Consider the following 15,508-nt stretch of genomic DNA (forward strand, 5'->3'; position numbering starts at 1 on the left):
TATTACCCTTCTTCCACAAAAGTTTTTGCATTTGGCTGGTATTGGCTTAAGATTGATAAAATCCTTTTCTCAAGTAATTCATTTAAGTATGGCAACTGTTCTAATCCCTTTTCAATAACTTCTTTTGACCTTTCAAGATGATGGTCGCAACACAGAAATAAGTGATTTTGCTGTTCCCTAGACAACTCTTTCGCCTTATTATTATTGATTGGGAAAACAATTGTTTTTAGGGCTTCGAACAATACGGAACTTCCTGTTTGTAAAAATTGACGTTTTTCATGAAGTAAACGTTTAAATAAAAGCAGTTTTTCTAGAAAATCATTCCATAAATCCACTTTAAAATATTCGGAAAGATGGGCAAGTAAGGAACTTTCAATCATCCCAATACTTGTCATTAGCTCTTCTATGTCTAAAATTTCATTTTGATATACAGAAATTTTATTTTCATTGACTTCTTTAATTCCTCTAGAAAGTGCCTTGATCATCATTATATCTTCCGAATCTGCTAAAAGCTTATAATATAAGCCACTAAAATAATCGCCTGCTAGAACGGTTAATTGACGATTTTTTTCCTCTACAGATGCATCTGTAATATGTTCATGGGTATCAAGGGCAATTTGAATTAACATTGTTGACAAGGCGTAGGTCTGCATATCACTGTATGACAATTCGAGGCGATCCATTATTGAGACTAGAAGAAGCAGTTTATCATCGTCAATAATCGGAATTTCAATATAATTAAGCAAGTATGTGTCACAAACTCTTTTTTCGACCTGCTCTCTAATATTTGTGAATTTTTGTCGAATGTCCAGCAATTTAATCACCCTTGCTTCCCCGAAGTAATGTCTTTATGTATTCTTATTTCCTATTTGCATAGTAAAATTCATGCCGATTAATAAAGAAAAGCCTAACCATTCTCTAAAAACAAGGCAGACACCATTATATCATAAAAGGTTTTCTTTAGGCAGAAAATCACAAAATAATCATTTACGCTCATATGAAATAAGATGAAAACAATGTGATTCGAACTGATTATCTTATTTTTTCAATTCACTTTCTACTTCACCCAGATGAGTAAGAATTTTCGCATTTCCCCTGATTTTAATAGCAGAAGTATGCTCAGTAAATTGAGCGATAAGCACTTCTCCTTTATCCAGCTTCTCAGAATGATGAAATTTTGTATCTGTGCCCCTTGTTAAGCCGATTACACTGACACCATCATCAATCGCTTTAATAACTACATACTCACTATTTTGTGGATAGCGTTTTTCCATTTGATCACCTCAAATACTTTAGGAAAATTAGCCTAATATTTTATTAAAGATAGCACTTCAGCCCGAGCAATCGCATCGTCAGCTAGAACACCGCGGACTGCAGTGGTTACTGTTTTAGACCCTGGCTTTTTTACACCGCGCATGGTCATACACATATGCTCTGCTTCGACAACCACCATCACTCCGTGCGGTTCTAATTTTTCCATCATGCTTTCAGCAATCGTGGAAGTAATCCGTTCTTGGAGTTGAGGTCTTTTTGCTACGGCTTCTACAGCTCTTGCCAATTTACTCAATCCAGTAACACGACCATTTTTCGGGATGTAGGCTACATGTGCTTTACCAAAGAAAGGAACGAGATGGTGTTCACACATAGAATAAAAAGGGATATCTTTAACCAATACCAATTCTTCGTGATCTTCACTAAAGATGGTTTCAAAATGCTTCTTCGGGTCCTCATTTAATCCACTAAAAACTTCTTCATACATTTTTGCTACCCGTTTAGGTGTATCAAGCAGTCCTTCACGGTTTGGGTCTTCACCGATTGCTTCTAATATTAAACGTACCGCTTCTTCAATTTGGGCACGATTCACTTGTGACATATTAAAATTCCCCCTATTGTTCAGTCAAGTATATATGACAAATACATATTAGCACAATCTTTTTAGTTCAAGCAAAAAAGTAGAAAAAAGGCCATGGACTTTACCATGACCTTTTTACTTAAGCATTCGCCTCTAGCAATAAATTTATGTAATTATTTTACTGCGTCTTTAAGCGCTTTACCTGGTTTAAAAGCTGGAACTTTGCTAGCAGCGATTTCGATTTCCTCACCTGTTTGAGGGTTACGACCTTTACGAGCTGCACGCTCACGTACTTCAAAGTTTCCAAAACCGATTAATTGTACTTTATCACCATTTTTTAAAGCATCTAATATCGCATCAAAAACAGCATCAACTGCTTTAGTAGCGTCCTTTTTTGAAAGCTCGCTTGCTTCAGCAACTGCATTAATAAGTTCTGTCTTGTTCATGCCATTCACCTCCTCCCAAAGAAATTATCAAGATTCGTAAATAAGATTACTTATCTACATTTCTAAACAATTTTTCTGATTTCTATACGTCATAGCTCGGTTTTATTACCAAAGTAACCATAAATAACTAAATTGGTAACTCAAATCTATTTTTTAAAGGAAAACCCTTATGAAATAAGGGTTCAAACACTATAACGTAATTCAGTTTAAAGATTATCATAATCAATTCAGCATATCAAGAAGATTTCATTAAATAATGGTAATCTTTTCTTTTGTTCAACAAATTTCTACTTATTTTGCCCATTTTGGTAGATTTTTCTCACTAATGACCGTGAAACTAAAAATACTTCACCCTCATTTCCACAAAAAAAAGACCCCGATTAGGAGTCAGAGTCTATAGAATAATGGCAATTAAGCCGCCTGAGCCTTCGTTGATAATTCTCTCTAACGTTTCTTTAAGTTTATATCTTGCATTTTCTGGCATTAAACTCAGCTTTGCTTGGATCCCCTCTCGAACAATGGAGCTTAAGCTGCGGCCAAAGATGTCTGAATTCCAAATGGATAACGGGTCATCTTCGAAATCCTGCATTAAGTATCTTACAAGCTCCTCACTTTGTTTTTCCGTACCAATAATTGGGGCGAATTCAGATTCTACATCCACTTTGATCATATGAATCGATGGTGCTACAGCACGAAGCCTTACGCCAAACCGGGCACCTTGACGAATGATTTCCGGCTCTTCAAGACTCATATCAGAAAGTGTTGGTGAGGCAATTCCGTAACCCGTTTGTTTCACCATTTTTAAGGCATCAGCAATGTGATCATACTCTGCTTTGGCATGGGCAAAATCCTGCATTAATTCGAGCAAATGATCTTTCCCGCGGATTTCTACCCCAACGATTTCTTTTAATATATCATCATACAATTCATCTGGGGCAATTAAATCAATTTCAGCAACCCCTGAGCCCATTTCAATTCCTGCTAATCCAGCTCTTTCAATAAATTCAAACTCACTAAAATGTTGGACAACTCGATCAACATCTCTTAATCTCTTGATATCTTTTACAGTTTCCTTGACAGCATCTTGATAGCTTTCACGAAGCCAATGGTTTTCTCTTAGAACCATAACCCAGCTTGGCAAATTCACATTGACTTCAAGTACAGGGAACTCGTAAAGTGCTTCACGTAGGACATTCATAACATCACTGTCGCGCATACTTTCAACACTCATGGCAATTACCGGGATATCATATTTTTCTGCTAAACTCGATCTTAGCGTTTCAGTGCTTGGATGGTAGGGCTGCGCACTGTTAACAACCATGATGAACGGTTTGCCAACTTCCTTCAGTTCGTTGATAACTCTTTCTTCTGCCTCAATATAGTTACTTCTTGGAATCTCACCTATTGTCCCATCCGTTGTAACAACCACACCAATAGTGGAATGCTCCTGAATGACTTTCCTAGTGCCAATTTCAGCAGCTTCATGGAAAGGAATTGGTTCCTCATACCATGGGGTAGTAATCATTCTTGGTCCATTTTCATCCTCATAACCTTTAGCACCTGGCACTGTATAACCAACACAATCAACTAGCCTAATATTGACATTTAATCCATCATCAACATGAACAGTTGCTGCTTGATTAGGCACGAATTTCGGTTCAGTTGTCATAATTGTTTTTCCTGCAGCGCTTTGAGGCAGTTCATCCAGTGCCCGTGACCTCTCTGCTTCACTGTTTATATTCGGTAACACGACCAGCTCCATAAATTTTTTAATAAATGTAGATTTTCCAGTCCGTACTGCTCCTACTACCCCTAAATAAATATCACCGCCTGTTCTTTCGGCAATATCTTTAAAAATATCAACCTTTTCCAAGTGATCCCCTCCCGATCATAGAGTAAAGTGGGATTAAACATCCATTTTAGGTATTTTTGGACAGTATATGTTTATGACGTTGTCCTATAATGTTATGACACTTTTCGAAAACTTTTTTACCCCCTTATTAAAAATTCACTAGGTTCTCTTGTATCTGTAGTGTCTGAACATTTGATATAATGGAGGGTTTCAATATATGTTTTTCTTTGGCATTAGCAAAAAAAACCCTTCTCCTACAATATATTTCATAGGAAAAGGGTTATGACTAAATATAAGAATAAGCACATTATTCTTCTAAAAATACTGGTTCTTTCGTCTTAGAATCCCATGTATACGGCAAGGAATAGGCAGGCACAAACATTGAATCATTCACTAAAATTGAGCGAATATCCTCCCCTGGTTTTACCTTCTCGTCCGTTTTTTTCATTGCTTGGTATAAATCCGGGCGATAATCTACATATACTTCTGCACTCCCAGTTATGACAAAAGATAAATTTTGATTAGAAAACGGACTGACAATGAAAGGATCTTTTTTATATCCTAGCTGTTTAAAATCAAGGGAAAAAACATTTTTAGCAATTTGCTTTTTATATGGTGGATACCCTTTTGTTTTAATTCGTAATTTAATATCTCGTATCACATCTGTTATTCTTAAATCAAATAATTTTACAGTCGGCTTGGTCTCCACATCTACAAGTACATATTGGAAGACCCCCCCATTTTCATAAGCATTTCCTGGTGGCTCCGCGATATATTTTGGAGTGATTTTTTTAAATTCAATTGGATACTTCTGATAAATCGGCGTTTCTGCTTCTTTTGTTTTTATTGGAAGGATTCCGCTATTTTCCTCTCTAAAGGCATCCACAGCGGTTTGAACAGCTTGGATTTGATCTTGATAAGGGATTTGATTCTTCGCTAATTCCTCTTGAGGATACATGCATCCTGCCAGTAAAAAAGCGGTTAAAGCTAGAAAACAACCGAGCACATTCCATTTCATTTGATCACCACTTTATTTATGTATTTAACCCCGATTATGTTAAGAAAACAATAAGAAGCGTTAGTCCAGAAACAATCATTAATAAGTAAGCGATAATTGCTGTAATAATTCGAAATACTCCTTTTAACTTATATCTGCTGAAATAAATTGTCATAATCGCAAGGAACATAAACCCCATTCCAGCAATCGACACCCACATTTTAAACATTGCTGGTGACACACTAAACTCCCCCTTTTTCGAAAATTAATTATATCACAAGCTATAACTTTTCTAGAAAAATTTTAAACTAAAAACTTTCATGTTCTCTTCCTCTCCAAAAAAAAACTGAAGTAAAGAGGGGCGAATTCTTTACTTCAGCTTTAAAGACTAAATAACCCATACTCCAGCGTCAAACTACCAGGTTGCTTCGTTGCATTGTATGCAATCTAGACACAAAGCGCCTCTTTAGAACGCCTATTTATTAATAAAAATATTCATGAGCAGTAACACTGCCCGCCCCTATTTAATTCCATTTGGGACATTTTTTAGTATTCAATATTCCTTTCATCTAAAACATTAACCAAATCTTCCATTTCGTGGGTCTTTCCACGTGCCATTAATACATCTACAGCGTCTATTGCGTTCTTCCCGTTAAATAAGACATCATATAGCGCAAAGGTAATTGGCATGTTTACATCATACTTTTTCGCTAACTGATAAGCCGCTTTGGTGGTTCTCACACCCTCTACAACCATCCCCATGTTATCCAAAACCTCATTAAGGGTTTTCCCTTTACCTAATAGGTTTCCCGCTCTCCAGTTCCTTGAATGGACGCTTGTACATGTAACAATTAAATCACCTATTCCAGCTAGGCCTGAAAAAGTTAATGGATTGGCTCCCATTTTGGTACCTAGACGAGCAATTTCAGCTAATCCTCGTGTCATTAAGGCTGCTTTTGCATTATCACCATAGCCAAGCCCATCTGTAATACCCGCTGCAAGTGCAATAATATTTTTTAATGCACCACCTATTTCAACACCGATGATATCTGAATTCGTGTACACTCGAAAATTGTTGTTGATGAATAAATCCTGTACTTTTTCTGCAGCAGCCATATTTTCTGAAGTAACGGTTACCGTTGTTGGGTGACGAAGGCTTACTTCTTCAGCATGACTAGGACCAGACAGAACAACGACATCTTTTAGCAATTCTTTGGGCATTTCTTCTCTTATTATTTCTGATATACGCATTAATGAATCAGGTTCGATTCCTTTACTTACGTGTGCGATCAAAATCGGACCAGCTTGGACGGCACGAATTTTTCCAATTACCTCACGTATTGCTTTCGTGGGAACAGCTAATATAATTGTATCCACTCCCGCTAATGTATCACTTAATGAAGCATACCCCACAATTAATTCTGAAAGAACGATCTCAGGCAAATATTTCTTATTTGTGTGCTCTTCATTAATTTCTTTCACCTGAACCTCGTTATGGCTCCAAAGACGGACTTCATGTCCATTGTCTGCAAGAACCATTGCCAATGCGGTTCCCCAGCTTCCTGCTCCGATAACAGCTATTGCAGTTTTAGTAGCATTCAATTTAAATCACACCCACCTTATCTTTTATTTTCTTTCTCTTGCAAAAATTTTGATAGGAGTTCCTTCAAATCCAAAAGCATCTCTAATTCTGTTCTCTAGGAAGCGTTCATAGGAAAAGTGCAATAATTCAGGTTCGTTTACAAACACAACAAAGGTCGGCGGTTTAACAGCCACTTGGGTTGTATAATATAATTTTAAGCGTCTGCCATTGTCTGTTGGGGTCGGATTCATTGCTACTGCGTCCATGATGACATCATTAAGCACACTTGTTTCAACCCTCATCGAGTGGTTTTCACTAGCAGTGTTGATCATTGGTAGAAGTGTATGAATTCGTTTTTTTGTTTTTGCGGATAAAAACACAATTGGAGCATAACTAAGAAATAAGAAATGTTCCCTGATCTTGTGCTCAAGTTCCTTCATGGTCTTCTCATCTTTTTCAATAGCGTCCCACTTATTTACAACAATAACGATAGCCCTGCCGGCTTCATGTGCATACCCAGCTATCTTTTTGTCCTGTTCAATGATTCCTTCTTCGGCGTTAATGACAACAAGAACAACGTCAGAACGTTCAATTGCCCTTAGTGCACGGAGGACACTATATTTCTCTGTACTCTCATATACCTTCCCTTTTTTCCTAATTCCTGCTGTATCAATTATGACATATTTTCCCCCATTAAATGTATATGGAGAATCGACTGCATCACGAGTTGTACCGGCAATATCACTTACGATTACACGTTCTTCGCCTAATATAGCATTTACTAATGAGGATTTCCCTACATTTGGCCGCCCAATTAAGGAAAATTTGACTACATCTTCACCATATTCAATAGGCTTGTTTTTTGGAAAATGTCTTGCTGCCTCATCCAATAGGTCACCTAACCCTAGTCCATGTGCCCCTGAAATTGGAATCGGCTCACCAAACCCTAATGAATAAAAATCATAGATATCTTCACGCATTTCAGGATTATCTATTTTATTTACAGCTAATACAACCGGTTTTTTAGACTTATATAATATTTTTGCCACTTCTTCATCAGCTGCTGTTACCCCTTCTCGTCCATTTGTTAAGAAGATAATAACATCAGCCTCATCAATCGCCACTTCCGCTTGCTGGCGGATTTGCTCTAAAAAAGGTTCGTCACCAATATCTATACCTCCAGTATCAATAACGTTAAAGTCATGTGTTAACCACTCACCTGAACTATAAATACGATCTCTTGTAACTCCTGGAATGTCCTCAACAATGGAAATACGTTCACCGACAATTCGATTAAAAATAGTTGATTTTCCTACGTTGGGCCGTCCTACTATGGCAATAACAGGTTTAACCAATTACAATCGCCATCCTTTCTTTTCTATAATCAAATACAATTTAGTATGTTAGCATAGAGTGAAACTTCCTTCAGTGGGGGTCTTACTTCCCGATAAGGCGGGATAATTCCCTATAGTTCTTATTAAGTAAAGAAACCCTTCTGTCATCTAGAAGGGCCTAACTATATTATATTATCAATGATACTCCTTTCCCGCAATGGGGAAGCTTGACAAGATTCTAAATTACGAGGATTTTTGCTTTCCTTTTTCAAAGAAATGAAAATGATTTTGCAATATTGTTCCTGCGTTTTCCAATGTACTCCATCCTGCAAGCAAAAGTGCCGTTAACGAACAAACATCTAAATAGGCAAATTCCCCAATCAAATAGGGAAATTGGAATTTATTTAATATATAGGCATATAAAATCTCTCCCTGCATACCACCTGCAAAAATTATGATCAATCTCCCTTTTAAAGTTTTTTGCAATAGTATGGCTAAATACCACAATGCTATACCCATCATCCATTCCTTCTTAAAAACGATCCAAATTGGATCAAATATCTCAAATAAATGGAAGGTTACATATGCGATTGTTATTATGAATGAACAAATAAAAAAGTAAATTATTCCTCCTCGTTTTTCCTGGCTTATGAATAAATAACAGATACCTAAAATAAATAATCCACTTGCTTGTATTTCAAATTCACCTACCATAAATTGAATATTAGATAATATTAGTGCAATTAAAACGATAGCAGCAAGTTTAACTCGAAATGGGTTTTGTTTTTCTAAAATAAATGTTAAGTAAATCCAAAAGGCCCAACAGCTCCAATAAAAGATTAACCCTTCCAACTCATACACCTCCTATTATTTTCATTATTGGTAATCTTTATGTAGTTTCATACTTCCTTGAATAATATTTCCTGTGTGAATCATCTTATTAAGAGGAGGTGTGTAGGAATGGGAAAAGACCGACAAGAAAAAAAGTTACGCGAAAGCAGTAGAGTGGAGTCAGATCGTGATCAGGCTTTGCACTACCCAAGTGCTACTAAGCTATCAAGCCCGGAAGAGGCACGGGGATTAAACGACGGAAAAAAATAACTGTAGAAAATAACTACAAAAAGCTCCCGCGGTTGCGGGAGCTTTTAATTAATGGAACGCTTTGCATATTGTTTTGTATCTATGCCTCTTTGATTTAACCAATGATAGGTTTCGCCAGATATTATTAGTGGTGCATTTTTTAAATCTGAAACAGTCTTTGTACCTAAAGCAGTCATAATCATTTTTAATTCCTCATGAAGGGTTTCGATTTCTTTCTGTAAAGATTCTATCCCATCTTTAACAAGAATTTTCAAGAAATAACCTGCCATGCCAACTGCATCTGCTCCTATCGCTATTCCTTTTGCAATATCATGCGCTGACATAAATCCCCCCGAGCCAATGATGGATAGATGATTAGAAACTGACGTTGCTTCAAGAATAGATACACCCGTCGGGATTCCCCATTGATTAAAAAAAGACAGAGATTTTTCCCTGCGCTTATTTTCAATTTCAGCAAAATTTGTTCCCCCAGAGCCGCCCACATCAACCACTTTAACGCCAATTGACGAAAGTGAATGAACAGTTTCCTTTGCCATTCCGAAACCAACTTCTTTCACAATAACAGGGACTGTTAGCTCTTTAACAATGGATTCAATTCTTTTAAGTGCACCAGAAAAATCCCGATCTCCCTCTGGCATAGTTAATTCTTGAATTACATTTAAGTGTATTTGCAGGGCATTTGCTTCAACCATCTCGATAGCAGCTTTCGCGTCGTCTGGTGAGGCTTCACTTCCTAAATTTGCAATAATAACACCTTTGGGATTCTCTTTACGGACAATTTCATAGGTGTATTTTTGAGTTTTATCTTTTAATGCAGCCATTTGTGACCCAACGGCCATTGTTAAACCGGTATTTTTAGCTACTATTGCCAGCTCTTTATTGATACGATAAGTTTTTTCACCACCACCACCGGTCATGGCATTGATAAAAATTGGCGAACTTAAATAAAGTCCGCCAAATTCATGGTCTAATCCAACATCGAACACACCGATATTCGGTAATCCCTGGTGAATAAATTTTATATCATTGAAAGCTGAAGCATGATGTTTCCTATTATCAAGGGCATAACGAATGTGGTCCCATTTTCGTTCAGATCTAGACACTTAAATCACCATTATTTTCCTAGATTCTTTAATTTATCTCCAATAACTTCTCCAAGCTGAAAGCCTTTTGACTCTTCAGGAAGTTCATAGTCATGGTTTTCCTCATACTCTTTTTCAAGAAGTTCTTTAATGCTTAAGGATAAACGTTGATCTGACTCATTTGCTTCAAGAACTTTGACGTCTACTTCCTGTCCCTCTTTCAATACTTCATGTGGTGTACCGATGTGTTTATGGGCAATTTGAGAGATATGAACCAGCCCTTCAACACCTGGAAATACTTCGACAAATGCTCCATAAGAAACCAATCTTTTCACTTTTCCTTTTAAGACGGTTCCTTTTGGTGCTTTCTCGGAAATATTTGACCAAGGTCCAGGAAGTGTTTCTTTAATCGATAAAGAAATCCTTTCATTATCACGATCAACACTCAATACCTTAACCTGTACTTGTTGCCCTTCATGAACCACATCAGAAGGCTTATCGATGTGCTCATAAGATAATTGGGAAATATGAACAAGACCGTCAATGCCGCCAATATCTACGAATGCCCCAAAATCAGTGATTCTTTGGACTGTACCATCAATAATTTGGCCAACTTGAACTGCAGTTAGGCGATTTTGTTTTTGTTTACCTTTTTCTTGTTCTACAACAGCTCGATGAGAAAGAATTAAGCGATTCTTTTCCTTATCAAGTTCTACAATTTTAAAGGTTAGGATACGGCCTTTATAATCGCTGAAATCTTCTACAAAATGAGCTTCGACGAGGGATGCTGGTACAAAACCACGAACTCCGAGATCAACAACAAGGCCGCCTTTTACGACGTCTTTAACCTCAGCTTCAAAAACTTCTCCACTTTGGAATTGTTTTTCTAAACTCTCCCATGCTTTTTCTGCATCTACTTTCCTTTTGGAAAGGATGATCGCTTCTTCCTCTACTTTTAAAACTTCTAATTCTAATTCATCACCATCTACGACTGCATCTGATGCTTTTTCAATATGCAGGCTTGAAAGTTCACTGATTGGGATGATTCCATCAATTTTGCTGCCTTGGATATTCACGAGCACCTGCTTTTCTTCTACTTTAGTAACTTGTCCTGTCACTTTATCCCCGATTTCAAAGTTTCTCACTTCTACTTGATTTAATTCTTCCGACATATGTATTCCTCCTTAATCCATTTACTCCTAAAAATTCTATATATGAACTGGTGGATGCCACGCAGCATTCAACATATATAAAACAAACCTAAAAGCAGTGAATTTTCAAAAAAAAACTCTTTCCATTAACTTCTTACAAATAGTCTTTTTTGTCAAGCAGAACCTATTGATGTTCTTTTTTAAGTTTTTCAATCTTTGACATAATTAATTCAGTAACTTGTTCTGCTGAAGCTTTCTCTTTTCTCATTTCTTCCAGGTCAATGGGTTGTCCATAGACGACCTTTAATTTTCGGAAACTTCTATACGGTCCAATAATAGCACAAGGTACAACCGCTGCTGTTGATCTTAGAGCAAAAAATCCTGCTCCGGAAAGTCCTTTTCCTAATTCCCCAGTCTTACTCCTTGTTCCCTCTGGAAAAAGACCGAAAACATGACCATCCTTTAAAAGCTTTAAACCTGTTCTAAGTGCTTCACGATCGTTAAATCCTCTTTTAACCGGAAATGCATTGCATTTCCTAACAATATTACCTAATACAGGAACGGAAAAAATCTCTTCTTTTGCCATATAGTGAATGGGTCGTGGTGCCATGATTCCTACAACCATAGGATCGAAATTATGGATATGATTAGAACAAAGAAGAACCCCGCCCTCTTTCGGGAAATGTTCACGTCCGATGGCTTCAATCCTGTACCATGGCTTAAAAACTCCATATACAACTGACCTTGCAAACGCATAAAACGTCACACTTATCCAATCCTTTCGTGCACCAACGTCATTATTTTTTCAACAACATCAGGAATTGTCAAAGAGGTTGTATCAATTTCAATTGCATCATCAGCTTTTTTCAGTGGTGCTATTTCTCTCTCTGAGTCGATTTTATCTCTACGAGCAATTTCTTCTTTCAACTTTTCTAAGTCGGATGGAAATCCTTTTTGGACATTTTCAATATGACGCCTCTCAGCTCTTTCCTCGACACTAGCAAGTAAGAATACTTTTACCTCTGCACCTGGCAGTACATGTGTCCCGATGTCCCTACCATCCATTACAACTCCGCCTTTAGAGGCAAAAGCTTGTTGTCTTCTGACCATTTCTTCACGGACCTTCTGATGTTTAGCAACATATGAAGTCGAATTAGTTACTTCAGCAAAACGAATTTCATCTGTCACATCTCGATCGTCTAGATATACTAATTGCCCACTCTCAGAAGGCAGCAATTTAATATCCGTAGATAATAATGTCTCTAATAATGAATCTTCATTTTCTAAATTTAGCTGATTAACTATTGCCTTATATGTTAATGCCCGGTACATAGCACCAGTATCGATATAAATATAAGAAAGTTTTTCTGCTACAATTTTTGCAACTGTACTCTTACCGGCTGCAGCAGGGCCGTCTATTGCGATTGATATTTTTTTTTCCATAAATCCTCCTATTTGCCATCATGATTATCTCAGATGTTGTCTACTATTTATTTTACCACAAGATATATCAATGCCTCTTTTTTTACGACTATAAAAATGAAATTTAATGACAATTATAATTATGTTCAATCAAAAGAAAGCAGGCAGGCCTGCTTTCTCATTTTCCCTGGAAGGTTTCAAGAATATCAGTATATGTATTTTCATTTACCCCTTCGTATTTTGTTAATTGTTTTACTTGAGGAAAGACATCCAACTGGTGGAAAAATAACTGTGCAAAAAATAGAAAAATAAACTGTATGATGACAACTTTAATTAAAACTCTTTCTACCTTTTTCATAACATCCACTCCACAAATCAATATATATTTATTATTGGAGTTATTTGAAAAAAATATAAGGAAAAGCAATTGCTTTTCCTTATATCACGTCTTCATATACCGCCTCAGCATTCTTCAATTTTTCAACATCTTCTTCTACACCACTTTTTGCATTAATAAAAATACGATAGGTGTCATCATCGATTGTCCCAAGGAATTCATAACAAAGCACTTCTTCGTTAAGGTCATTTATAATAATGGCCTGCCGGTCTTCCATTACTTTAAAGTTAGGATTCACCTTTGCACGAGCTTGTTCTAAAGAAATAGCAGGTTTTTCTATTTTCCTTGTCTGAAAAGATTTTAAATACTCCTCAGCGGATACACCAATAATATCGCCATTGTCCAAAGCAACTTTAACTTTAATCGATTCAGGGTAAATTCTAATACCATTTATTTTTGAAACAAAATTGAAAACACCGATATTGTCATATTGTGTGCTTTCAAATATCTCTAAATCTTTAAAACCTGTTTCTTTTAGAAAAGTTGCCGCCTTATTATCAGCATCATTTAAACTGAGAACTTGTTTTTTTACATCTCGATGGTTAATAAACCAAATGGGATGTCCCGCTTTTTTGGTAATGTCCATACTGCCTTCATCACCGGTTTTCTTATTTTTTATGGAAACACTATAAAAACCATAATTGGAACCTTTTCCATTTTCAGTAACTTTCACTTCGGAATTCCCATCAATTTTCATGTACTTTTTGGCGATCTTAATTGCTTCTTGCTTGGAAATCGTTTTTCCTTTGATTTTTTGAAAATTTTCATCCTTTTTTTGCATATTTACAAAAGTTGGGCCCAAGTCCGATTCTTCATAGCCTGTCACTGTCTTTTCTACCGATTTAAAGCCGTCAATTATCGTATTATCCGTAGATTCCTTGCCAGAAGCCAGGGCAAGTTCAACATCCATCCAGCGAAGGTTATTTTTTAGTACCATATGCTGTACATTTCGAAGGTCATCCTGAATATCACCAGATTGCTTATAAAGTACCTTTAAAGTGTTGTATTCATCCTTTGACAATGGTTCCTTGTCTAAATCTCTAACAGCGGTTCGATAGCTGAAGTTTCCAATTTTGGCCAAGAATTCCTCCGTCTTGTTAAAAGGTAGTAATGTTAACGGCAGTTGCCCTACATCACTATGTGCTTCTGAAGTAATCCTCCATACCTCAATTAACGATGGAGACAAGGATTGCCTTGAATTCATTGCAAGGGTTGTTCCAATCTTATCGTGTAATAAATCCACTTGATAGGAAAGATCATGGAATGCTCGTTGATAAGTATTTTCTGCATTTAATAATATTGCATTTTTTTCCTGATGTTCTTGGTAGCCCCAATAGGCTGTTCCCGCGACACCTACAGCGAGAACACCTATTAATATTCCTCTAATCAATTCTATTCACCTCTCTACTTGCAAAAAATATGTTTCCCGATTCGTTTTATTTGAGGTCGTCCCCATATCCAGCCGCTAGTAGCAGTATCTGGGTTAAAATAGTATAATGCCTCTCCAGTTGGATCCCAACCATTGATTGCATCTACTACGGCCTTCTTAGCATTTTCATTTGGTGTTAGCCAAATTTGCCCATCAGCAACGGCCGTGAAAGCACCAGGCTCAAAAATTACTCCTGAAACTGTATTAGGAAATGTTGAACTATTTACCCTATTGAGAATAACAGCTGCAACAGCAACTTGACCTGTATAAGGTTCGCCCCTTGATTCTCCATAAACGGCATTAGCCATCAATTGGATATCATTTTGTGAATAACCATTTGGTATGTTAGCAGCTGTTGGCTTTTTGGGTGTCCCTTTTTTTGGTAAAGTGTTTTTTTGAGCTGTATTTTTTGGTGGAGCTGTATTTTTGGGTGTTTGTTTTGCTGGTGCTTTGTTTGCTGGATTAGGGACACTTTGTTTACTTTCATCTACCCCACCGTAATGTGTAAATTTGTTACCTGAGTTTATTTGCTTTTTTACAAACTGTTCATTGTATTTGCTTGCTTTGGCTAGTTTTAATTTTGTTGGCCACCCCGCCAATCCATCAATTGGCAGCCCAAATTCATATTGAAAATTTCTTAACGCCCAATACGTACTCCATCCGAACACCCCATCAATCTTCCCATTGTAAAATCCAAGATACTGGAGCCTGGATTGCAGTTCAATGACATCTTCACCGACCGCACCTTTTTGGATAATCTGATTAGAGAAAGCTCTGACCTCCTTGCTTTCAATAAATGAAGATGTCCCAAACATAAGAAAAATTAATACGGAAAATTTTAGCAGGATTTTTTTCTTTATCAT

The 15,508-nt window shown here is 36.8% G+C and carries 18 protein-coding genes; 1 reads left to right on the plus strand and 17 read right to left on the minus strand.

Translation table 11 applies throughout. The features are described 5' to 3' along the window. Positions 1 to 2: 2 nt before the first annotated feature. The 10 genes from AB7942_RS06010 to AB7942_RS06055 all read right to left on the minus strand — a co-directional run bounded on the left by AB7942_RS06010 (position 3) and on the right by AB7942_RS06055 (position 8,915). Positions 3 to 824, minus strand: a complete 822-nt coding sequence (locus tag AB7942_RS06010) for a heptaprenyl diphosphate synthase component 1 (protein WP_369446190.1) — start codon at positions 822 to 824, stop codon at positions 3 to 5. Positions 825 to 1,037: 213 nt separating this feature from the next. Continuing rightward, a complete protein-coding gene (gene mtrB / locus AB7942_RS06015; protein WP_088088801.1) occupies positions 1,038 to 1,274 on the minus strand; it encodes a trp RNA-binding attenuation protein MtrB in 237 nt (78 codons plus the stop codon). Positions 1,275 to 1,306: 32 nt separating this feature from the next. Further along, positions 1,307 to 1,873, minus strand: coding sequence for a GTP cyclohydrolase I FolE (folE, locus tag AB7942_RS06020; protein ID WP_088088802.1), 567 nt, complete (start codon positions 1,871 to 1,873; stop codon positions 1,307 to 1,309). A gap of 152 nt (positions 1,874 to 2,025) precedes the next feature. Then, positions 2,026 to 2,298: a non-specific DNA-binding protein Hbs gene (gene hbs / locus AB7942_RS06025; RefSeq protein ID WP_024030636.1), complete on the minus strand. Its 273-nt coding sequence runs from the start codon at positions 2,296 to 2,298 to the stop codon at positions 2,026 to 2,028. Between the two features lie 394 nt (positions 2,299 to 2,692). Then, positions 2,693 to 4,171, minus strand: a complete 1,479-nt coding sequence (spoIVA, locus tag AB7942_RS06030) for a stage IV sporulation protein A (protein WP_369446191.1) — start codon at positions 4,169 to 4,171, stop codon at positions 2,693 to 2,695. Positions 4,172 to 4,457: 286 nt separating this feature from the next. Next, positions 4,458 to 5,168, minus strand: coding sequence for a hypothetical protein (locus tag AB7942_RS06035; protein ID WP_369446192.1), 711 nt, complete (start codon positions 5,166 to 5,168; stop codon positions 4,458 to 4,460). Positions 5,169 to 5,202: 34 nt separating this feature from the next. Then, positions 5,203 to 5,388: a DUF2768 domain-containing protein gene (locus tag AB7942_RS06040; RefSeq protein ID WP_088088805.1), complete on the minus strand. Its 186-nt coding sequence runs from the start codon at positions 5,386 to 5,388 to the stop codon at positions 5,203 to 5,205. A gap of 305 nt (positions 5,389 to 5,693) precedes the next feature. Further along, positions 5,694 to 6,749 (minus strand): NAD(P)H-dependent glycerol-3-phosphate dehydrogenase, encoded by a 1,056-nt coding sequence (locus AB7942_RS06045; RefSeq protein WP_483310845.1) that lies wholly within the window; start codon positions 6,747 to 6,749, stop codon positions 5,694 to 5,696. A 24-nt stretch (positions 6,750 to 6,773) separates the two neighbouring features. After that, entirely contained in the window at positions 6,774 to 8,084 is a 1,311-nt protein-coding gene (der, locus tag AB7942_RS06050) for a ribosome biogenesis GTPase Der (protein ID WP_088088807.1), read from the minus strand. Positions 8,085 to 8,306: 222 nt separating this feature from the next. Then, positions 8,307 to 8,915 carry a YphA family membrane protein gene (locus tag AB7942_RS06055; protein WP_088088808.1) on the minus strand — a complete coding sequence of 203 codons (609 nt, stop codon included), beginning with the start codon at positions 8,913 to 8,915 and terminating at the stop codon, positions 8,307 to 8,309. Between the two features lie 108 nt (positions 8,916 to 9,023). Here AB7942_RS06055 and AB7942_RS06060 point away from each other — a divergent pair, with 108 nt between their 5' ends. Continuing rightward, the gene (locus AB7942_RS06060; protein ID WP_369446193.1) at positions 9,024 to 9,164 is read left to right on the plus strand and encodes a YpzI family protein; all 141 of its coding nucleotides are present in this window, start codon (positions 9,024 to 9,026) and stop codon (positions 9,162 to 9,164) included. A 44-nt stretch (positions 9,165 to 9,208) separates the two neighbouring features. Here AB7942_RS06060 and fni read toward each other — a convergent pair whose 3' ends face one another. From fni to sleB, 7 genes are all read right to left on the minus strand, one after another. Further along, complete coding sequence (gene fni / locus AB7942_RS06065) at positions 9,209 to 10,267, minus strand: type 2 isopentenyl-diphosphate Delta-isomerase (RefSeq protein ID WP_088088810.1); 1,059 nt, start codon at positions 10,265 to 10,267, stop codon at positions 9,209 to 9,211. A gap of 11 nt (positions 10,268 to 10,278) precedes the next feature. Then, complete coding sequence (rpsA, locus tag AB7942_RS06070) at positions 10,279 to 11,418, minus strand: 30S ribosomal protein S1 (protein ID WP_369446194.1); 1,140 nt, start codon at positions 11,416 to 11,418, stop codon at positions 10,279 to 10,281. A gap of 163 nt (positions 11,419 to 11,581) precedes the next feature. Beyond that, positions 11,582 to 12,163, minus strand: a complete 582-nt coding sequence (locus AB7942_RS06075; RefSeq protein WP_369446195.1) for a lysophospholipid acyltransferase family protein — start codon at positions 12,161 to 12,163, stop codon at positions 11,582 to 11,584. A 2-nt stretch (positions 12,164 to 12,165) separates the two neighbouring features. Beyond that, positions 12,166 to 12,840, minus strand: coding sequence for a (d)CMP kinase (gene cmk / locus AB7942_RS06080; RefSeq protein ID WP_369446196.1), 675 nt, complete (start codon positions 12,838 to 12,840; stop codon positions 12,166 to 12,168). A gap of 157 nt (positions 12,841 to 12,997) precedes the next feature. Next, a complete protein-coding gene (locus tag AB7942_RS06085) occupies positions 12,998 to 13,177 on the minus strand; it encodes a YpfB family protein (protein ID WP_088088814.1) in 180 nt (59 codons plus the stop codon). A 79-nt stretch (positions 13,178 to 13,256) separates the two neighbouring features. Beyond that, entirely contained in the window at positions 13,257 to 14,606 is a 1,350-nt protein-coding gene (gene ypeB, locus AB7942_RS06090; protein ID WP_369446197.1) for a germination protein YpeB, read from the minus strand. A 14-nt stretch (positions 14,607 to 14,620) separates the two neighbouring features. Next, positions 14,621 to 15,460, minus strand: a complete 840-nt coding sequence (sleB, locus tag AB7942_RS06095) for a spore cortex-lytic enzyme (RefSeq protein WP_483310848.1) — start codon at positions 15,458 to 15,460, stop codon at positions 14,621 to 14,623. Positions 15,461 to 15,508: the final 48 nt, after the last annotated feature.

It is taken from the genome of Neobacillus sp. BF23-41 (assembly GCF_041106275.1).